The sequence below is a fragment of the Exiguobacterium sp. s163 genome (assembly GCF_018617135.1).
Classification (GTDB): Bacteria; Bacillota; Bacilli; order Exiguobacteriales; family Exiguobacteriaceae; genus Exiguobacterium; species Exiguobacterium profundum.
In genome coordinates, this window is record NZ_JACSJN010000001.1 from 298,496 (window position 1) to 318,498 (window position 20,003).

Annotated in this window: 18 protein-coding genes; 3 read left to right on the forward strand and 15 right to left on the reverse strand. The window is 48.1% G+C overall.

The features are described 5' to 3' along the window. Window positions 1–4: 4 nt before the first annotated feature. From dnaJ to hrcA, 4 genes are all read right to left on the reverse strand, one after another. Window positions 5–1,111, reverse strand: a complete 1,107-nt coding sequence (gene dnaJ / locus KNO71_RS01590; RefSeq protein ID WP_078147164.1) for a molecular chaperone DnaJ — start codon at window positions 1,109–1,111, stop codon at window positions 5–7. 110 nt (window positions 1,112–1,221) lie between these two features. Continuing rightward, on the reverse strand, window positions 1,222–3,048 hold the full coding sequence (gene dnaK, locus KNO71_RS01595; RefSeq protein ID WP_214686991.1) for a molecular chaperone DnaK: 1,827 nt from the start codon (window positions 3,046–3,048) through the stop codon (window positions 1,222–1,224). 29 nt (window positions 3,049–3,077) lie between these two features. Beyond that, the gene (grpE, locus tag KNO71_RS01600) at window positions 3,078–3,665 is read right to left on the reverse strand and encodes a nucleotide exchange factor GrpE (RefSeq protein ID WP_012726667.1); all 588 of its coding nucleotides are present in this window, start codon (window positions 3,663–3,665) and stop codon (window positions 3,078–3,080) included. 17 nt (window positions 3,666–3,682) lie between these two features. Then, window positions 3,683–4,705 (reverse strand): heat-inducible transcriptional repressor HrcA, encoded by a 1,023-nt coding sequence (gene hrcA, locus KNO71_RS01605; protein ID WP_074036577.1) that lies wholly within the window; start codon window positions 4,703–4,705, stop codon window positions 3,683–3,685. A 199-nt stretch (window positions 4,706–4,904) separates the two neighbouring features. Here hrcA and KNO71_RS01610 point away from each other — a divergent pair, with 199 nt between their 5' ends. Then, complete coding sequence (locus KNO71_RS01610) at window positions 4,905–5,510, forward strand: DUF1054 domain-containing protein (RefSeq protein ID WP_012726669.1); 606 nt, start codon at window positions 4,905–4,907, stop codon at window positions 5,508–5,510. A 44-nt stretch (window positions 5,511–5,554) separates the two neighbouring features. On the opposite strand, the gene hemW is transcribed toward KNO71_RS01610, so the two are convergent. The 5 genes from hemW to lepA form a co-directional block, all read right to left on the reverse strand. Then, window positions 5,555–6,709 carry a radical SAM family heme chaperone HemW gene (gene hemW / locus KNO71_RS01615; RefSeq protein ID WP_214686993.1) on the reverse strand — a complete coding sequence of 385 codons (1,155 nt, stop codon included), beginning with the start codon at window positions 6,707–6,709 and terminating at the stop codon, window positions 5,555–5,557. A gap of 67 nt (window positions 6,710–6,776) precedes the next feature. Further along, window positions 6,777–7,958: a DUF1015 domain-containing protein gene (locus KNO71_RS01620; RefSeq protein WP_214686995.1), complete on the reverse strand. Its 1,182-nt coding sequence runs from the start codon at window positions 7,956–7,958 to the stop codon at window positions 6,777–6,779. Between the two features lie 11 nt (window positions 7,959–7,969). Beyond that, entirely contained in the window at window positions 7,970–9,133 is a 1,164-nt protein-coding gene (locus tag KNO71_RS01625) for a phosphoglycerate dehydrogenase (protein ID WP_214686997.1), read from the reverse strand. Beyond that, the gene (serC, locus tag KNO71_RS01630; RefSeq protein ID WP_078147168.1) at window positions 9,111–10,181 is read right to left on the reverse strand and encodes a 3-phosphoserine/phosphohydroxythreonine transaminase; all 1,071 of its coding nucleotides are present in this window, start codon (window positions 10,179–10,181) and stop codon (window positions 9,111–9,113) included. Before serC ends, KNO71_RS01625 begins: the two co-directional genes overlap by 23 nt. Before the next feature lie 114 nt (window positions 10,182–10,295). After that, window positions 10,296–12,119: a translation elongation factor 4 gene (lepA, locus tag KNO71_RS01635; protein WP_012726674.1), complete on the reverse strand. Its 1,824-nt coding sequence runs from the start codon at window positions 12,117–12,119 to the stop codon at window positions 10,296–10,298. Between the two features lie 219 nt (window positions 12,120–12,338). Between lepA and rpsT the strand changes: the two genes are divergently transcribed. Beyond that, window positions 12,339–12,599, forward strand: a complete 261-nt coding sequence (rpsT, locus tag KNO71_RS01640) for a 30S ribosomal protein S20 (RefSeq protein ID WP_012726675.1) — start codon at window positions 12,339–12,341, stop codon at window positions 12,597–12,599. A gap of 27 nt (window positions 12,600–12,626) precedes the next feature. Here rpsT and KNO71_RS01645 read toward each other — a convergent pair whose 3' ends face one another. Further along, window positions 12,627–13,064: a GNAT family N-acetyltransferase gene (locus tag KNO71_RS01645; protein ID WP_078147169.1), complete on the reverse strand. Its 438-nt coding sequence runs from the start codon at window positions 13,062–13,064 to the stop codon at window positions 12,627–12,629. A 9-nt stretch (window positions 13,065–13,073) separates the two neighbouring features. Beyond that, window positions 13,074–14,084: a DNA polymerase III subunit delta gene (holA, locus tag KNO71_RS01650; RefSeq protein ID WP_353047650.1), complete on the reverse strand. Its 1,011-nt coding sequence runs from the start codon at window positions 14,082–14,084 to the stop codon at window positions 13,074–13,076. Window positions 14,085–14,174: 90 nt separating this feature from the next. Between holA and KNO71_RS01655 the strand changes: the two genes are divergently transcribed. Continuing rightward, window positions 14,175–14,339 (forward strand): YqzM family protein, encoded by a 165-nt coding sequence (locus tag KNO71_RS01655; RefSeq protein ID WP_012726678.1) that lies wholly within the window; start codon window positions 14,175–14,177, stop codon window positions 14,337–14,339. A 61-nt stretch (window positions 14,340–14,400) separates the two neighbouring features. Here KNO71_RS01655 and KNO71_RS01660 read toward each other — a convergent pair whose 3' ends face one another. From KNO71_RS01660 to KNO71_RS01675, 4 genes are all read right to left on the reverse strand, one after another. Further along, a complete protein-coding gene (locus tag KNO71_RS01660; protein WP_214687001.1) occupies window positions 14,401–16,518 on the reverse strand; it encodes a DNA internalization-related competence protein ComEC/Rec2 in 2,118 nt (705 codons plus the stop codon). 1 nt (window position 16,519) lies between these two features. Further along, window positions 16,520–17,095: a helix-hairpin-helix domain-containing protein gene (locus tag KNO71_RS01665; RefSeq protein WP_078147171.1), complete on the reverse strand. Its 576-nt coding sequence runs from the start codon at window positions 17,093–17,095 to the stop codon at window positions 16,520–16,522. A 229-nt stretch (window positions 17,096–17,324) separates the two neighbouring features. Beyond that, complete coding sequence (locus tag KNO71_RS01670) at window positions 17,325–18,968, reverse strand: methyl-accepting chemotaxis protein (RefSeq protein ID WP_214683985.1); 1,644 nt, start codon at window positions 18,966–18,968, stop codon at window positions 17,325–17,327. Continuing rightward, on the reverse strand, window positions 18,965–19,936 hold the full coding sequence (locus KNO71_RS01675) for a BMP family lipoprotein (RefSeq protein WP_078147173.1): 972 nt from the start codon (window positions 19,934–19,936) through the stop codon (window positions 18,965–18,967). Before KNO71_RS01675 ends, KNO71_RS01670 begins: the two co-directional genes overlap by 4 nt. Window positions 19,937–20,003: the final 67 nt, after the last annotated feature.

The following is a 20,003-nucleotide window of genomic DNA, read 5'->3' on the forward strand; positions in this document are numbered from 1 at the left end:
CCTTTTAGTGACTAAAGAACTTTTTCATTTTTTGGAACATTCCATGTTCCTCTTCGACACCGGACTCTCCGCTAATTTCTTCAAATTCACGAAGCAACTCTTTTTGACGGTCTGTCATGTTCTTCGGCGTCATCACGATGACACTTACATACTGGTCACCATTTGCGCCACCACGAACGCTCGGCATTCCTTTACCGCGTAAACGGAATTTTGAACCGGTTTGTGTCCCTGCAGGCACTTTCAAGCTCACATTCCCGTGAACTGTCGGTACTTCGATTTCCGCACCGAGAGCAGCCTGAGCGAATGTGATCGGCATATCCATTGCGATGTGTTGGTCGACACGTTCAAAGATCTCATGTGCTCGGATACGAACGACGACGTACAAGTCCCCTGCTGGTCCACCGTTCACGCCTGGACCACCTTTACCTGAGAGACGGATCTGTTGACCGTTATCGATACCGGCTGGGATTTTGACCTCGACGGTTTGTTTCTTCTTCACATGACCTGAGCCATGGCACGTCGGACATTTTTCTTTAATCGTCTTACCACTTCCGTGACACTGGCTACATGGACGTTGGTTGACCATACGACCGAGAATCGTGTTCTGTTCGACCGTCTCGACGCCGCTACCGCCACATCGATTACACGTTTCCGGTTTCGTGCCCGGTTTTGCGCCACTTCCCATACACGTGTCACATTCCACTTCGATTTCGAGTTCAATCGTCTCCGTTTTACCTGTGACACTTTCCATGAAGTCAAGATCGACGACGTACTGGTAATCTTCACCGCGACGTGGTGCGTTCGGATCTTGACGGCGTCCACCGCCTCCGAAGAACATGTCGAAGATATCTCCGAAGCCGCCTTGGAAGTCACCGCCTCCTCCAAACTGATTGGCCCCTTCGAAACCGAATCGGTCATACTGGGCCCGTTTCTGTTCGTCTGAGAGTACTTCATACGCTTCACCAATCTCTTTGAACTTGTCAGCAGCATCTGCTTCTTGGTTGATGTCCGGGTGATATTGACGGGCTAACTTTCGGTATGCCCGCTTGATGTCTTGTGCCGAGGCCGACTTGTCGAGCCCGAGCACTTCATAATAATCTCGTTTCGCCACTATTCTCGCTCCTATCCTCACTAACTACGTATCGATTTTACCGATTCTACCTTAACATGGAAAGAGCCAAAGCAGAAACCTGCTTTGGCGCTCTCCTTTACAACGGCTGTTTATTTACGGTCGTCGAGATCCTCAAACTCTGCGTCCACGACATTATCGTCTTGTTTCGCTTCCGCTTGTGGTTCTGCGCCTTCAGCACCTTGCTGTTCAGCCATTTTAGCATATACTTTTTGCGTCAACTCTTGAACGACAGCTGACAATTCGTCTTTGGCTGTACGGATCGCCTCAAGGTCTGAACCTTCGAGAGCAGTTTTCGCTTTTTCTTTCGCAGCTTCTGCTTTTTCTTTGTCCGCCTCTTCTACTTGCTCACCAAGGTCTTTGATCGCCTTGTCTGTCGCGAAGACGAGTTGGTCTGTTTCGTTGCGAAGTTCTGCTTCTTCTTTACGTTTTTTATCTGCTTCTGCGTTCGCTTCGGCTTCTTTCACCATACGCTCGATTTCCGCCTCATCGATACCTGAAGAAGATTGGATTGTGATCGATTGTTCTTTGTTCGTACCGAGATCTTTTGCCGATACGTGAACGATTCCGTTTGCATCGATATCGAATTTAACTTCGATTTGTGGTACACCACGTGGTGCTGGTGGAATATCCGTCAATTGGAAGCGACCAAGTGTCTTGTTGTCTGGTGCCATCGGACGTTCCCCTTGAAGAACGTGGATGTCAACAGCAGGCTGGTTATCGGCTGCAGTCGAGAACACTTGTGATTTCGATGTTGGGATTGTCGTGTTGCGATCGATGAGTTTCGTCATCACGCCACCCATTGTCTCGATACCGAGTGAGAGTGGAGTCACGTCGAGAAGAACGACGTCTTTCACGTCTCCGGCAAGAACTCCACCTTGAATTGCTGCACCAAGTGCAACAACTTCATCCGGGTTAACCCCTTTGAATGGCTCTTTCTTCGTGAAGTCGTGGATTGCTTTTTGAACAGCAGGGATACGTGTCGAACCACCGACGAGAATGATCTTGTCGAGGTCAGATGGTGTGAGTCCTGCGTCTTTCAAGGCACGGCGCGTCGGTTCCATTGTGCGTTCGACAAGGTCAGCCGTCAATTCTTCAAATTTCGCACGTGTGAGTGTCATCTCCAAGTGGAGCGGACCTGCTTCACCTGCTGTGATGAACGGAAGGCTGATATGTGCGCTTGTGACACCTGAAAGGTCTTTCTTCGCTTTTTCGGCAGCATCTTTCAAACGTTGAAGTGCCATCTTGTCTTTGCCGAGGTCGATGCCGTTCTCTTTTTTGAATTCTGCAACGAGGTAGTCGATGACTTTTTGGTCGAAGTCATCTCCACCGAGACGGTTGTCACCAGCTGTAGCGACAACTTCGAATACACCGTCACCAAGTTCAAGAATCGAAACGTCGAACGTACCGCCACCGAGGTCATAGATCAAAATCGTGTGGTCTTCACCTTTATCTAAACCGTAAGCGAGTGCCGCAGCTGTTGGCTCGTTGATGATCCGTTTGACATCAAGACCAGCAATCTTACCAGCATCTTTTGTCGCTTGACGCTCCGCGTCGTTGAAGTATGCAGGAACTGTGATGACGGCTTCCGTGACTGATTCACCGAGGTAGTCTTCAGCATCTTTCTTCAACTTCTGCAAAATGATTGCCGAGATTTCTTGTGGTGTGAATTTCTTACCGTCTACGTCAACTGTATGTGATGTTCCCATGTGACGTTTGATTGATTGGATCGTATTCGGGTTCGTGATAGCCTGACGTTTTGCGACCTCACCGACTTGACGCTCTTCTCCTTTGAATGCGACAACCGAAGGAGTCGTACGGTTACCTTCTGCGTTTGAGATGACGACGGCTTCGCCACCTTCCATTACTGCCACACATGAGTTTGTAGTCCCTAAGTCAATACCGATAATTTTACCCATCGTTTATTCCTCCGTCTCGTTAAGTAGTGTTATTCTGCGACTTTTACCATGCTCGGGCGAATGACTCGACCATGCATCGTATATCCTTTTTGAAGCTCCATCGTCACGATACCTGACTCGAACTCATCGCTCGGTTCTTGCATGACTGCTTGATGGAAATTTGGGTCGAACGGCTGTCCGACTGCTTCAATCACTTCGACTTGCTCAGCATTTAATACGTCAAGTAATTGACGATGAATCATGTCTACTCCAGATTGAATCTGCTTCGCATCTTCTGAAGTTGCGTTTACTTGAAGTGCACGCTCAAAGTTGTCAATGAGCGGAATCAATTTTTCAATGACAGACTGTGAAGCAAACTTGACGCGTTTGGCATTCTCTTCGTTCGTCCGACGACGGAAGTTGTCAAAGTCGGCACGAATGCGGAGCTCGCTCGCTTTCAACGCTTCGATTTCTTTTTGTAAGTCCGTCCCCTCAGAACTTTCTTCCACAATCTCAGCATTTAAAACCTCATCTTCATTTGATTCAGTTGACTCATTCTCTTCTGTTTGTGCCGAGTCTACAGATTTTTCTTCAAGCACGTCATCTTGCTCGTGCCCGTTTTGGTGATCTGCTGTCATAATAAAACTCCTTTCCGTCACTCATCTAGTTTCGTTCGTCGCAACGCTTCGATAATTTGTCCCATCATTTGGACACCATGACGGTAATTCATACGCGTTGGACCAATCATAGCGATTGTACCGAATGTTTTTCCGTCTAGTGTATAATCCGAGGTGATGACACTACAATTTTGAAGGGCGACAATTCCGTTCTCGCTCCCAATGCTCACATAAATTTCACGATTTGGCAACGATTCGAGCCAGTGCGTCAATCGTTCTTGCTCATCAATCCATTCTAGGAATGGGCGTAACGTGTCGAGCGTCTGAAACTCGGGTTGATTGAAGATCTTCTTCTTGCCCCCGAGATAAAGCGAAGACGGCGTTTGGATTCCGAGCGTCGATTGAATCAGTTGCATCATGTTCTCGTACTGCTGTCGCTGAGCGAGTTGCAATTTGGCAACTTCCTCCCCAATCCGGATTTTCAATTGTCCGATTGGCGTTCCGACAAGGCGGTCGTTCAACAGTCGAATCGTTTCCTCGATGACGTCAGGAGCGACACGCGATTCAAACATGACGGTACGATGCTCGACGTGACCTTGATCCGTGACGATGAGAACGACACCACGCCGCTCGTCTAATGGCATAAAGTCCACACGGGCCAACGTTTCCATTTGGCTGTTTGGACCGAGGGCGACCGTCGTATAATTGGTCAAATCAGAAAGGAGATCTGCAGCTTGTCGAATCAGGATCTCAGACTCTTTTGAAGATTGTTTCAAACGTTCTTCTAGTCGACCTGTCTCCCGTTCGTCGATGATCTGCTTCTCGACGAGGTGGTCCACGTAATATCGATAGCCGACCTCTGACGGGATGCGACCTGCAGAAGTATGTGGTTTTTCAATCAGCCCCATGTCTTCCAAATCGGCCATATCATTCCGAATCGTTGCTGAACTAAACGTCAAATCGTCTCGTTTCGACAATGTCCGAGAACCGACCGGCTGAGCCGTCTGAATGTAATCATCAATGATGGCTCGAAGAATGAGCAATTGTCGATCTGTCAGCACAACATCACTCCTCTCTGAAAAGGTTACCCCGCTTTATTAGCACTCATATTTAACGAGTGCTAATCACACTTCAAATATTATCATGTTCTCACTATTTGTCAATTCATACACTCGGATTTTTTCACCTTTTTTCACGATAGCAAACCTACGAAATGAAAATAAAAGCCCATTTCGGTAGAATAGATGATGAGGTGATTAAATGTTTACAACAAAACAATTTAATGTATTTAAACAGGATGGACTCGACGAACGAATGTCTGGCATCCGTTCGGATATTCAACCGCTCTTCCATCGGATTTATGACGAGGTCGGGCCAGAGCTTGAAGCTGATGTCGGTATTCCTCTTTATTTGCATGTGGCGAAGCACGCTCGTCGGACGGTGAACCCACCGAAAGATACGTGGATGGCGATTTGTCACGACAAACGTGGGTACAAAAAACATCCGCACTTACAAGTTGGGCTTTTCGACGATCGTGTCTTCATCTGGCTAGCGTTCATCTATGAGATGCCGAACAAGGACGCCATCGCGAAACACCTGCAACAAATCGATTTGAAATCAACATTCCCTGATTTCCATATCGCGGGCGACCATATGAAAAAAGAAGCGTTACTTGTTGAAGATACGTCAACTGAAGACATTCAATCGCTACTTGAGCGATTCGGCACTGTGAAAAAGGCTGATTTCTTGATCGGCCGTCAACTTCCTGCCGATGCGTCGATTCTTCAAAATGAAGACGCATTTCTCGCGTTGGTCGAAGACACGTTCGGTCGGCTTACACCGCTCTATCGTGATCTCGTCTTGTAATATAAGAAAATGGACAAATCCTCACGAGGGACTTGTCCATTTTTTTATGAATCAGCATGTTCAAGTTTTGCTTCTCCAATAAAGGCTGCAAAGGCTTCATTGGCGAGTGGCAAACCGGATGCCGTTAGACGGATATGTGTGTTCGTCCGTTCAATCAGTGACTTCTTCACCAACTCTTCGATGACGTGACCGAACACATCATCGAGCGACACTCCGTACTTTTGTTCAAACGTCTGAAGCGAGACCCCGGAACGCATACGCAGGCCGAGGAATAACTCTTCTTCCATCTTTTCCACTTCTTCTAGTTCGGTCACCCGTTTCACAGGGATGCCTTCTGCTTTAATATAGTGAGGAATTGGAGCGATATTGGCGCGACGTGTCCCATTCAAATAACTATGCGCTCCGGCTCCGAATCCATAATACTCTTCATTGCGCCAGTACACTTGATTGTGACGACTCTCTCGACCAGGCAAGCCATAGTTGGAGATTTCATATTGTTTGAGACCATGGCGTTCAAGCGTCTCCATCACTTTCAAGTACATTTCGACTTCGACATCTTCCCCCGGTAAACGGAGCTTCCCTTTTCGATCTTGAATCGCAAAGACGGTATGCGGCTCGAGGATCAACGAATAAGAGGATACATGTTGAATCGGTAATTGGAGCGCTAGCGCTAAATCACGGTCAATTTGTTCAACGGTTTGTTCCGGAAGACCGAACATCAGGTCAATCGAGATATTGTCAAAGCGCTTTGCCGCTTCGCTTACCGTCTCGAACACATCATCCGCCCGATGTGTCCGCCCGATGCGCTCGAGTCCACCATCATCAAACGTCTGGACACCGAAACTGAGTCGGTTGACGCCACCTGCTTTCATCGTGTCGAGTTTTTCCGCACTCACAAAGTTCGGGTTCGCTTCGACAGAATACTCTAAGTCGTCTGACGCGAGTGGCAGAATGTGTTGGCGGACCATGTCCATCAGGCGCGCCATCTGCTCCTCATTGAGCGCGGTCGGTGTCCCGCCTCCGATAAAGATGGTATCAATCCGCTCTGTCGGAAACGCCTCGAGCGTCAATACCATCTCTCGTTCTAATGCATCTAAATAATCATCAACAGGCTGATTTTTTAAAAACACCTTGTTGAAATCACAGTAATAACAAATATGTTCACAAAATGGAATGTGAAGATATACGGCTTTAGCCAATTTCGGCCACCCCTTTCTTCTCATTCCATTTATAACGCTTTTCGTCTGTTCTTTCCAGCCTGCGCCATCAATCGAATCGATGAATGAATAAACCACTCTTCAATTTCGGCTCGAACCAGGTTGATTTTGGAGGCATCTGGCCACCATCATCCGCCACGCGCATCAGTTGTGACATCGTTGTCTCATGGCACGTGAAAAGCAATCGGTCCGGCACTTGAATCAGCTTTTCTAATTCAACGACCGTCTTGTTTCCACCGACAAAATCGACTCTCGCATCCGTACGGATATCTTCAACGTTGAAGTATGGCGTCAGAATATCTCGCTGTAAGATGGCAACGTCGAGCGCCGGGTCTTCTTGCCGTTTCGTCAACTTATAATACTTCCCTCGATAGGCGACTCCGAAGACGCCATGTTCATTCGGCAGGACAAGACGATCCTCCTCCTTGATTATGTATGAAAACGAGAGTCCGTCTAACATATTCTCTACCTCTTCAGGACTTATCGCTGTCAGCACGCGATGATACGGCAAGATTGTCAACTCGTCACTCGGGAAGAGGACACCTAAGAAGTGTGAACGTCCATTCTTTTGAGAACGATCCCCACTCATCCCGGAAACGACCGCTGCCGCTTTCGCACGATGATGTCCATCTGCAATGTAGATCGACGGGATGGTCGCGCCAATCATCATGACACGAGCGAGTTCACGGTTTGGAATCATGAATCCTTCATGCATGACGCCTCGTTCATCCGTGAACGAGAATAACGGGTCTCCGTCAGTCGCTTTATGTAAGATTTGTTTCAAGTTTGCATGTGGAGGATGACTGAGTAGAATCGGACCGGTGTGCGCTCGCGTCGCCCGGACATGCTCGACACGTTCCCGCTCCTTCGTTTCCCGTGTATGTTCGTGAATCTTGATGCGACCGACTTCATAATCCGCGACTGAAAAGGTGGCGACTAGACCCGTTTGCTGACGTTGTCCCGATGTCAATCGATAGACGTAAAATCCGTTCGGACGTTCCGTCAATTCCTTTTCATAGAGACGTTCTAGCTCATGACGCGCCAGCTCCCCCCACTTCTCAAGGGAAAGGTCAGATTGAAGCGCTTCTGGCTTATCCACTGCTAAAAAGGAATCGGGATTTTCTGAAATGACGGCTTGCGCTTCTTCAATCGATACGACATCATACGGGTCAGCGGCGACACGTTCCGGATGCGTTGGCATATAAGGGCTGAACGGTTTAAATACTACCATAAGGATCCTCCTTAAAATTCCCGGACGCGAATGACGCCCTGTATTTCATACAGCGCATGAATCGATAACGGTTCATGCTCGCTGTTGTCTAAATCAATCAACGTATACGCCATCTCCCCGCGGCTACGATTAACCATGTTATCGATATTCAATCCATGTGAGGCAAGTTCTCCCGTGATTTGACCGACCATGTTCGGGACGTTTCGATGCAAAATCCCAAGACGGCGTTTACCCGTGTATGGAAGCTCGACGTTCGGAAAATTAGCGGACGAACGAATATTCCCTGTCTCGAGATACAATTTCAGCGTCTCCACGGCTTGAATGGCACAGTTGACTTCCGACTCTTTAGTCGATGCACCGAGGTGAGGCAATGCCATGACTTGCGGATGACCGATCAGCGTGTGACGGGGGAAGTCGGTCACATACAGTCCCACATGATGATGGAATGCCTTCAGTAAGTCATCATCTTTCACGAGTTCTCCTCGCGCAAAGTTCAAAACAGTCATCCCCGGTTTCATTCGCTCAAACCAACTCCGGTCGATGCTGAATCGAGTCTCCTCAGTCAAAGGCATATGGATCGACAGTAAATCAACGTTGCCCAGTACTTCACTTAAGTGTTTGGCACGCGTGACATGTTTCGAAATATTCCAAGCGGCATCAACCGAGAGATGAGGGTCGTATCCGATGACATCGACCCCGAGTTGGAGAAGATCGTTGGCTAGCGACGCACCGATGGCTCCCAGACCGATAATCCCCACTTTTTTACCTCGCAACTCCGCTCCGAGGAACTGTCGTTTTTGCAATTCCATCGCTTCTTCTAATTGAGATTGCGATGCGGTAGTCTGTTCATTCACCCAATTGAAACCTTTCACAATAGGTCGTACTGAGAGGATCATGCTTGCAAGGACGAGCTCTTTCACCGCATTCGCATTCGCGCCAGGTGTATGAAACGCGACGATTCCTCGTTTCGCAAGTTGATCGAGCGGAAGGTTGTTGACACCGGCCCCAGCTCTAGCGATGGCGAGAAGATAGTGAGGGATGTCCTCTTCATGGACTTGATGACTTCTCAGTACCCAAGCATCGGCTTGATCTGATGCATTGATGACGTACTCGCTTGGCTCGAATCGTTTAAGACCAGCGGCAGCGATTTGATTAAATGTTTTGATGTGATACATGGGTCTCCTCCTCGAATGCTCTCATGACGTCGACGAGGCGTTCTGCCCCTTCTAGCGGCATCGCATTATATAGACTTGCACGTAAGCCCCCTACCGAACGATGGCCACCGAGTTCGAGCAAGCCACGTTCTAACGCGTATCGCTCAAAGCGCAGATCCAGCTCTTGATTTCCCGTTGTAAATGGGATGTTCGTCAATGAACGACGTTCCCCCGTTACAATTGGAGAAAAACAGGTCGACTCTTCAAGATAGGAATAGATCCTGTCACTTTTTTGACGATTCAATCGTTCCATCGCTTCGACGCCTCCGCAGTCTTCTACCCACTTCAATACACGCTCGGCTACATACATACTAAACGTCGACGGTGTATTGAATAACGTATCGACATGTGATGCATATTGAAGATAACTCGGCAACTGAAGCGACTGAATCAAATCTCGACGGATGATGACGACCGTCAGTCCTGCAGGTCCGATATTCTTCTGGGCTCCGGCATAAATCACCCCGAAGCGCTCCACATCGATCTGCTCGGCTAGAATATTCGAAGAAGCATCTGCAATCAACGGAATATCGACTTCAGGGATATGTGTAAATCGAGTCCCTTCAATCGTGTTGTTCAGTGTCACATGGAGATAGTCCACCTCTTGGACAAGGCTCGATTCAAAAGACATCCCTCCCGTCGCATCTACCAACGGATGAATGACATCGACCTCTCCAAAGTGTTTCGCATCTTCCATCGCTTTTTTAGACCAGATGCCTGTATCCACATAAACGAATCGATTCTGTTTCCGTAAATTCATCGGAATCATGGAAAATTGTAACGTCGCCCCGCCCTGTAGCCAAAGTACGGCATAATTCTCAGGGATATGCATGAGTCTTCTCAGTCTCCATTCAAGAGAGTCGACCACACGTTGGAAAGACGCGGAGCGATGACTCGTTTCGATAATCGAAACGCCTTCATATTCAAACGTCAGAAGATGTTGTTGAATCTCTTGCATCACTTCCGTCGGTAGCATGCCGGGACCCGCAGAGTATGTATACGTCGACACGATGTTTCCTCCTCTATAGTCTGTCTAAGGGTGTACTCTTCCTTATAGGAAGTGGCATTTCCTGCCTAAAATACAAAATCGCCCTGATTCGAAAATCAGGGCGATTCAATCTCATTATTCTTCGTCCATTGAGAGAACAGACATAAACGCTTCTTGCGGGACTTCGACGGACCCGACCATCTTCATGCGCTTCTTACCTTCTTTTTGTTTCTCGAGGAGTTTCCGTTTACGGGAGATATCTCCTCCGTAACATTTTGCCAAAACGTTTTTACGAAGTGCTTTAATCGTAGAACGTGCGACGATTTTGGTTCCGACAGCCGCTTGGACTGGAACTTCGAACTGCATACGTGGAATGAGTGCCTTAAGCTTCTCAACAATAACCTTCCCACGCTCGTACGCGAAGTCACGGTGAACGATGAAGCTGAGTGCATCGACGACTTCGTTATTGAGCAAGATATCCATCTTCACGAGGCGTGATTGACGGTAGCCGATCAATTCATAGTCGAGAGACGCATAGCCTTTCGTGCTCGATTTCAACTGATCGAAGAAATCATAGACGATTTCACTGAGCGGAATCTCATACGTGATTTTGACGCGAGTCGTATCGATATATTGCATATCGATGAACGTTCCGCGTTTCTTCTGGCAAAGTTCCATGATGGCACCCACGTAGTCGTTTGGTGTCATGACAGCCGCCTTGACGTATGGCTCTTCAATCGAATCGACCTTTTGTTGCTCTGGCATTTTCGATGGGTTATCGACGTGAATCACTTCGCCTGAAGTCGTCGTCACGTGATAAATTACCGATGGTGCCGTCGTAATCAAGTCGATGTTAAACTCACGTTCAATCCGCTCTTGAATGATTTCCATATGAAGCATGCCGAGGAATCCACAACGGAAACCAAAACCAAGCGCTTGCGATGTCTCTGGTTCAAACTCGAGCGCGGCATCCGAGAGCTGAAGCTTCTCAAGTGCCTCGCGAAGATCGTTGTACTTAGCCGCATCAATCGGATACAAACCACAGTACACCATCGGGTTCATCTTGCGATAACCAGGTAGCTGACTCGTTGCCGGGTTTTTAGCAAGTGTGATCGTATCCCCGACGCGAACATCTCCGACTGTTTTAATGGATGCAGAAAGCGTACCAACGTCTCCGACGTTCAATTCTTTAACAGAGATCGGTTTTGGCGTCGAGACACCGAGGTCCGTCACTTCGAACGTCTTGCCGGTCGCCATCATTTGAACCTTGTCTCCTACTTTGACTGAACCGTTCACGATACGAATCGATGCGACGACACCGCGGTAGGCATCATAGTACGAGTCAAAAATCAAAGCTTGCAATGGTTCAGACGGGTCCCCTGTCGGCGGAGGGACAAGTTCCACGATTTGTTCGAGAATCTCTTCGATTCCGATTCCCGCTTTTGCAGAAGTCGGGACCGCGTCACTCGCATCGAGTCCGATGACGTCTTCAATCTCTTGACGGACCCGCTCGACATCCGCTGACGGCAAGTCGATTTTATTGATAACCGGGATGATTTCAAGATCGTTATCGAGTGCTAAATAAACGTTCGCAAGGGTTTGAGCTTCAATTCCTTGCGCTGCGTCGACGACGAGAATCGCACCTTCACATGCCGCAAGCGAACGTGACACTTCATATGTGAAGTCGACGTGTCCTGGCGTGTCGATCAAGTGAAGAATATACTCTTCTCCGTCTTTCGCCGTATAGTTCAATTTGACGGCGTTCAATTTGATTGTAATTCCACGCTCACGCTCCAAGTCCATCGCGTCAAGCGTCTGCTCTTTCATCTCACGAGCCGTGAGTGCACCAGTCTTCTCAAGAATCCGGTCAGCGAGCGTCGACTTTCCATGATCGATGTGCGCGATGATGGAAAAGTTACGAATCTTCTTCTGACGATTCTCTAATTCTTGTTTGTTCATATATGGGTTCACCTATCCTTCTCATGCATACCGTGTCATTATATCAAAATCCTAAAGTAATGTGTACGACCTACTACAACAATACCACAGATAGTTTTCAGAATAATCATCAAGTGGTTGCTTTTCATATAACCGTTTGCTACAATTGTGCTTGTTCTGTTGAATGATTACTTGAAGTAATAAGAACATACACTTTCTTGTTTCAGGAGGTGACAAACAATGGCAAACATCAAATCAGCAATCAAACGTGCAAAAACTTCTGAAAAACGTCGTGTTGCGAACTCACAAGAGAAAGCGGCAATGCGTACAGCAGTAAAACGTGTTGATGCTCTCGTACTCGAAGGAAACAAAGAAGCTGCTCAAGAAGCTTTCGTTCTCGCTACGAAGAAGCTCGACAAGGCTGCATCAAAAGGTCTTATCCACAAAAACAAAGCAGGTCGTGATAAATCACGCCTCGCAGCTCGTATCGCTGCTCTCTAATTAGAGATCACACGAAACAGCCGCCTCCTATTCGGAGCCGGCTGTTTTTTTGTATACCATGACGTAGTGTGGGCCAATCCCAGGGATGTCGAACGGCTCCCCGATTCGTGTAAGTCCATTTCGTTCATAGAAACGGACAGCCACTTCTCTCGCATTACACCACCATGAACTCCTCAGTTCATCATGGAGTGCCTGTAAAAATCGAGAGCCGATTCCTTGTCCCGAAACATGAGGATCCGTCGCCATGCCACGGAGTTGGAGCGGAATCTTCACACCCTCGATTTGTTTCGGGGACAGCATGACTGTAGCGACCGATAGCACTCGATCGCCTTCAACCCAAGCGAAGTGTCGCGTCGTCGGCACCTCATCCCCTTCAAAATAGCATGTCTCAACGTCTTTTCCTGGTCTGAGCACAACATGACGGAGTGGGATCACGTCTTGAAGCGTCACTTGTTTGAATCCCATTCCCTCACCTCACAATAAGGCCAGTTGACAAACGAGCGTATCGAAAACGATTTGTTTGTCACCTCGTCCTGTTTTCATGGCCTCGTCCGCGTCTGCAATCAATGTCAACGCACGTGCGAGCTGAGCCTCTGAAAAGCCGCGACTCGCTTGTGTCGCCAATTTGATTGTATACGGGTGGGCCCCGATTTTCGATGCGATTTGCTTCTCTCCATAGCCTGCCTCTGTCAACTGTTTCGACAGGTACATGTTCCGATATTGCCGAGCAAGCAACCCGAGTAGCCCAATCAGTTCTTGCCCTTGTTTTTCTAAATCCCGAACCAATCGAAGCGCTGCATCAGCTTGTCGCTTGACGAGAAGCTCCGAGAGCTGAAAGACGTTATCTTCTAATGTACGTGGAACTAAATCATTCACAATCTCAATCGGAATCGTCGCACCCGTTCCCGCGTACAACTGTAGCTTCTCTAGTTCGCGAACCAACTTTCCCCAATCATCCTGACATAGGAATAAAAGACGCTCCATCGTAGAGCGCTCCATCTTTTGTTGTTCACGACTCAATGCATCGTTCACGTATCGCATCAGTTCGTTTTGGCTCGGCTTTTTCGCTTCGAGGACGATGGCACGCTCTTTCAGACGCTTCACGATTTTCTTCCGCTCATCGAGTTTTTCTGACTCGACAATCAAGACAAGAACCGAGTAGGTCGCCGGTTGCACGACATATTCCGCCAGACGGTCAACATTGTGCTTTTGCTTCTCTTTCGCACCCGTTAAGAACTGGGCATTTTTCACGATAACCGTGCGATATTCACTAAAGAAAGGGACCGTCTCTGCTTCATCAAGCGCCGTATCGAGTGACGTCTCTTGAAGATCTAATTGCATGACATCAAATTGATCACCGGATGGATTGGCCGCTTTCACGATTTCACGTTCCCACGTCTCTAACAAACATTTTTCGGTGCCATGGAGAACATAGACGCTCGCCAGTTTTCCATTATGTAACCACGGTTCATTCAAAACACACACCACTTTCACAATTTATTCTCATCTAAACATAGATTATCTTCCCATGATTCGCTATACTTATAAAGGAAGTATGATAAGGAGGGACCTAATATGCAAATCAACTCAGTACGCCCACCGAGTGAAAACCCGTTTGAAAATGACGTTCAATGCAAACGTAATGACGCCATCGACTCTGCGATCGGCTTCATCGTCCCATTTGGCTTTTTCTTCACGATTTTCTTCATCGGTGTCATCATCAAGTTCTTAAGTCTATAAGTGTTCAAACGATTGCCCCGGGGGAGCAATCGTTTTTTAGTGTATCACATTTTATGCCGTGCTACTCGATGATCCCCCGACACATGTTCTCTTCACAGACAATCATCCCGTTCAAATCGGTTCGTAATAGACGTTTCCCCACAACCCGTCGTAACGTCTCCTCGTGCGGATGTCCATACCGATTGTTCGAACCGACACTCGCAATGACCCATTCTGGATCGATTCGCTCAAGCAGTTCTTCCCCCGACGACGTATTGGATCCGTGATGTCCTAGTTTAAATACGTCGACGTCAAGCGTCGGTAACTCGGCTTCTCCTTCTATCGGCAAATCTCCTGTCAATAGATACCGCATGCCACCTACGTTCATGTACAGGCTGATCGAATGACCATTTTCATCTTCGTGTGGGCGATTCGGTGCCACAATCCACATCCATGGTGTCGGCCGATCGTCTGCCTCGAGATAATGGACCGATACATCATAGGCCGCTGCTAAGTGTAGCAGTTCTTCTCGTTTTTCAGCATTCGCCACTTCTTTTGATATCCAAAGCTCTTCCACCGTCACTACCTTCAATAATCCCTCTAATCCCCCGATGTGGTCATGATCCGCATGGGTCAACAGGACAAAATCAAGCGAACGCTCCCCACGTTTCCATAAATAAGGGGCCAATACATCTTCCCCCGGGTCAAATGTGCTTCGCTTTTGCTCGTTTGGATCTTGAAATACGCCTCCTACATCAATGACACCAATCGTTCTTCCCGATTCTACGACGATTGCATCACCTTGCCCGACATCCAAAAAGGTCACCCGTGAGGATTCCGACCATTCTGACCATCCCGCAATCAACCCACATGTCATGATGGCCGCCCCCCATCCAATCCATCGATTCCGATTTATCAGCGTCAAGCTTCCCCATAACCCTAGACACAATGCGATTTGCGACGGCAACGCCAGATCGTGCAACGGAAGCCAAGGTCGTAAATCATCATGGAGAGTGAACATTCCATGAATCGCGTCCAAGACAACCATGAACAACGGGGCAATTGAAGGAAACATCCATGTGACAAATGCGAGTGGCATGATGATCCACGAGATACAGATGGCCATCACGAGATTCCATATCGGTGCCGCGACGGATAGAACCGGTTGTACTTGCCATAGTACAATCAGCCCAAACAGCTGTGCGAAAACGGACAACTCGATTAGTCCTGTCCAGATTTGTCTCGTGACTAACAAAAAGAAGGTCATCCCGACCGTCAATTGGAAACCCAGATTTGTGACAAGGAACGGTTGAACGGCCAACATGCCCGCCGCACACCAACTCAAGAGCCGAATCGGGTCTCGAATCGTCACACCGAAAAGAGAGAGAAAGAGGATCGTATCTGCGACGATGACAGCTCTTGCGACAGGTGGGGAAAAACCAGTCATCCATCCGAACATCGTAATACTAAAGATCATCAGTACCGTCTTCGTTTCACGTCGAATAGGGATCGGCTGCATCAATATGCGCATGGCCACGATCAACATAGCAATATGTGAACCGGAAATCACAAGAAGATGAAGAAGGCCCGTAACACGATAAGAAAATGAGGTCTGTTCATCTAGCATTCGACTCTCTCCGAACAATAATGCCTCCATATATAATGCGACATCCGCACGATGACGCTGCTCAATTTGCTGAAGTTTTCGCTCTTTCCAACGTAGCATCCGACCGTCCCACCCTGCCGTCGGACGACACGTGTCGATTCGCTTCACCTTCCCTTTAAAGGATACGTTTGAACTCCGTGCCCAAGCCCGTTCATCAAATCCCCCGGTGTTTCGTAACGGTTGAAAAGCCTCTACTTCGATTTGCACGAGGCACGTCTCTCCTGGTCGTCCGCGATTTAGTTCGCGTCCTCGTAAGACGCCCTGAAGATCGTCTACGTTCCCGTATAGTCTTACCGATTTCCCATTCTCTTTTCGACTTTCGATTGAGAAGGCAATCGTGTCTGACGGTAACGATTCTGTAGGGGTCGTATGGAACGATGCGATACAGATGAGTCCAATCACTCCGGCTTTCGCATACAGGCCTTGCCCACGTCGTGTGACCAGATAAAAGACACTAGCGACCACAGAGACCAAATAGACTCCTTCTGTCAGACCAGTTACAATGAGTACCGCAAACAATGGAAACAGCGGCATCTTAAGGTACCAATAAATATGGCTTCATACTTTCTAATGTCTTTTCGCCGAACCCCTTCACATCACCTAGCGCTTCATATGTTTTAAATGGACCGTTCGCTTTCAGATGATTTAAAATCGCCTCGGCTTTGGCTGGACCAATTCCTGGAACCGTCATCAGTTCCTCTTTCGTCGCACTGTTGACATGAACACCGTTCGTTTCGACCTCAGGACTCGCTGAGTCTTGCGAAATCGGTGTTTCTCCTTTTTTCGGCACGATGATTTTGACTCCATCAACTAACAACTGTGCTAAATTCAACTGCTCTGGGTCAGCTTCATCTGTCAGGACTGCCAAAGAGAGCACATCGCCCACTCTCGCCCCTTCTGGTACGGTATATACGTTCGGAGATTCAACCGCACCTGTCACATACACAACGAGCTCCATACGCTCTGGGGTCGTGGTCGGCGTGACCTCCTCAGGTTCCATGACGAATTCGTCCACCATTCGTTGCTCCGGTTCCTTTTGATAAAACAAATAGCCCACTCCTAAAAAAAGAACGACTAGGAGACCGATGACGAGTTGTTTCCATCTTTCCAAGCGGATCACCACCCTGTTCTGTTACGTTCAGTATGGCGAATCATGTGTTTCTAAACACGTCTCGTTCTTCCCCACAATCTTAACTTTAGGAAATGATTTGTTTGCATGTTCCATATCGCACTCGTACGTGTAACGATATTTATCGACATAATTTCTATGAACAGGTTATAGAATGACGAAAAAAACGGAGACCATCACGTGGCCTCCGTTCCTACTGTTCACTGTTCGATTATTCTTCTTCGAAATGCTGAACCTGGTCAGCGAGTGCCGCTGCCTGTCCTTCTAACTCTTGCATCAATGTAAAGATTTGATCGAAGCTTGCCTGCTGTTCTTTCATCGAGGCTGCCACTTCTTCGTTTCCTGCGGCCAACTCTTCCGTCACCCCAGATACTTCTTCAACGCGGCGCAAGACGTTGTTTACCTCGTTACTCGATGTGCGCATCTCTTGTTCGATTGTGCGCACGAACGAAGCGACGTGGTCTGTCCGTTCATGGATTCGGTTGAATGCTTCTTTCGTCAATCCGAACGCTTCTAATTGCGCCTCTTGCTCGCGTTTTGACTCATTCACCGTTTCCGTCAAACGGACGACTTCTTGCTGGATCGTCTCGACGACGTGGAAAATAGAGCGAGTCGCTTTGTTGCTCTCTTCCGCCAACTTCTTCACTTCACTTGCTACGACAGCAAATCCTCGTCCTGCTTCTCCCGCACGGGCTGCCTCGATTGCCGCATTGAGGGCAAGTAAATTCGTCTGAGCCGCGACGTCTTCGACAAGCTTCGCCATCGCCTCAATCTCAGCCGTTTGTCGTGCAAAGTGGTCCATTCGCGTGACAAGCACTTCATTCCGTTCGCTTGAACGATCTAAAATGTGCTCCTGGTCCGTTAATGTTTCAATCCCAGCCGCTACTTCACGTGTCATTTCTGACGTTTCTTCCGTCGTTTGTTTCGTCTGGTTCAAACTCGTCTCAAATGAAGTCGCCATCGTATGCACTGAGCTGAGTGTTTCTTGCAACTCATTTGCAATCGACTGTGCTCCGTGTGCCATCTCATCAACCGCGTTCGTGATGTTAGACGTCGTACTCACGACTGCTTCATTTTCGGCCGCGGCCGTTTCGGTCATTCCGTTCACTTTCATTGATGTGACTCGGATTGACCCGATCACCGTCTGAAGAGATGCCGTCATGTCACGCATGGCACGTTCAAGACGTCCGATTTCATCATTGCGCGTCGACTCAGGCAACGTGACGAGACGTCCGGCTGCAATCGCTTCTGCCACCTTGACATTTTTTTCGAGTGGTCGAGTGATCGAACGGGCAAAGAAGAAGTTGTAGATTCCGAGCGCTAGGATGACGAGAATCGTCAAGAGGACTGAGATCAACAAGAGACGTTCCGTCTCATTTGCCGCCTCTACTTGAAGCGCTTCATAGAATGAACCGTTCTTTGCAATCAACGTATTGATATCATTTAACAAACCTTCCAGTTTCGCTGCCTGAATCCGAGCTCCGATACCACCTTCAAGTGCCGATTCGACATCTTCGTTCACCTGTTCGTACTTCATCGTGGCACGGTCTAAATGATTTGAAAATGCCGGAATCAAATAAGACTGTTTTAAATCATCGAATGTTTCCGCGTTTGTCACACGGATGCGCTCTAATTGAGTCAATGTAGATTGGTTCGACTGTTCACCAAGTGACGTCCAGAGGGATTGTTCTTGTAGGAGTGACGTTTCAAGTTGAGACAATTCAATCATTTGACTTCCATACTGTTCGTTATATGTTTGCAAGCGATTCAACGTCGACAAGACGTAACTCATCATCAGTACGATCAAGACGACGGTGAAGACGGTTGAGAAGATAAAACGTTTACGTAAACTCATTTAAGTGTCCCCTCCTTCAACTGACGTTCTACCGATTCATACTCTGATGTTTCTTTCTCATCCCATTGAATGCGACGAAGCGGAGCCAAGCCGACGCCACCCTCTTCAATTCCAAGGATGACGTGTTCATTAAATGGTTTTTCAGTCACACGACCCGCAATTTCTACAATCGCCAAATCAACTTGTTTCAACATCGACGTCACAACCGCATCTGGTGCAATCATCGATTGATCACTATCGACACCGATTGCCTTGACGCCGTATTTTTCAGCCGTCTCGAGTACACCGACCCCTGTCAGTCCTGCTGCAGCATACAGAACATCTGCTCCCGCTTTAATTTGTTTCTCAGCGAGTTCGCGACCGAGCTCTGGTGAAGCAAAATCATTCGAGAAATCAACGAGCATCTCGACATCTTCGTTCACCGCTTTAGCGCCACGTTCAAATCCTGCTTCAAATTTTTGAATGAGTTCCATATCCATCCCACCGATAAATCCAATCGTATCGGACTCTGTCTCAAGACCAGCCACCGCGCCAGCAAGCGTACTGCCCTCTCCTTCTTCAAACGTAATATTCAAGACGTTCGGAAGTTCAGACACGCCATCGATCAAAGCGAATTGCTGTTCCGGATGTTCAGCCGCAACGGCCTCTAAGTCTTCTTGACACGCAAAACCGAGACCGACGATCACATCATGTCCCTCTTCTACCAATTCTTCAAAGCCAACTTTGTACGTCTCCGTTTCGGATAGTTCACGATAATCAACGAACCAATCACCCGTCTCACGTAGCTCACCCATCCCGCGCATGGCTGCGTCACTGAACGATTGGTCCCCGAGACCAACGTCAGATAGGACGACCCCCATCGTCTGTCGTTCTTCTACAGTGGTATTCGGATCGTCGATAACCGACTGACAACCGGACAACCAAAGGGTACAAGCTGTGATTGTACTGAGCATTATGCTTTTCTTCATGTATTCAATACTCCCTCTCTCTAATGGTCTGACAACCCTTATATCGACTGAGAAGGCATTGTTCTCC

What these genes read in the sequence shown, in the direction of transcription:
- KNO71_RS01660 (WP_214687001.1), bottom strand. Translation starts at nt 16,518, where the DNA reads ATGCCGCTGTTTCCATTGTTTGCGGTACTCATTGTAACTGGTCTGACA.
- lepA (WP_012726674.1), bottom strand. Translation starts at nt 12,119, where the DNA reads ATGAACAAACAAGAATTAGAGAATCGTCAGAAGAAGATTCGTAACTTT.
- KNO71_RS01620 (WP_214686995.1), bottom strand. Translation starts at nt 7,958, where the DNA reads ATGGTAGTATTTAAACCGTTCAGCCCTTATATGCCAACGCATCCGGAA.
- KNO71_RS01645 (WP_078147169.1), bottom strand. Translation starts at nt 13,064, where the DNA reads ATGGGATTCAAACAAGTGACGCTTCAAGACGTGATCCCACTCCGTCAT.
- KNO71_RS01610 (WP_012726669.1), top strand. Translation starts at nt 4,905, where the DNA reads ATGTTTACAACAAAACAATTTAATGTATTTAAACAGGATGGACTCGAC.
- grpE (WP_012726667.1), bottom strand. Translation starts at nt 3,665, where the DNA reads ATGACAGCAGATCACCAAAACGGGCACGAGCAAGATGACGTGCTTGAA.
- dnaK (WP_214686991.1), bottom strand. Translation starts at nt 3,048, where the DNA reads ATGGGTAAAATTATCGGTATTGACTTAGGGACTACAAACTCATGTGTG.
- KNO71_RS01670 (WP_214683985.1), bottom strand. Translation starts at nt 18,968, where the DNA reads ATGAGTTTACGTAAACGTTTTATCTTCTCAACCGTCTTCACCGTCGTC.
- KNO71_RS01625 (WP_214686997.1), bottom strand. Translation starts at nt 9,133, where the DNA reads ATGTATCACATCAAAACATTTAATCAAATCGCTGCCGCTGGTCTTAAA.
- KNO71_RS01655 (WP_012726678.1), top strand. Translation starts at nt 14,175, where the DNA reads ATGCAAATCAACTCAGTACGCCCACCGAGTGAAAACCCGTTTGAAAAT.
- KNO71_RS01675 (WP_078147173.1), bottom strand. Translation starts at nt 19,936, where the DNA reads ATGAAGAAAAGCATAATGCTCAGTACAATCACAGCTTGTACCCTTTGG.
- rpsT (WP_012726675.1), top strand. Translation starts at nt 12,339, where the DNA reads ATGGCAAACATCAAATCAGCAATCAAACGTGCAAAAACTTCTGAAAAA.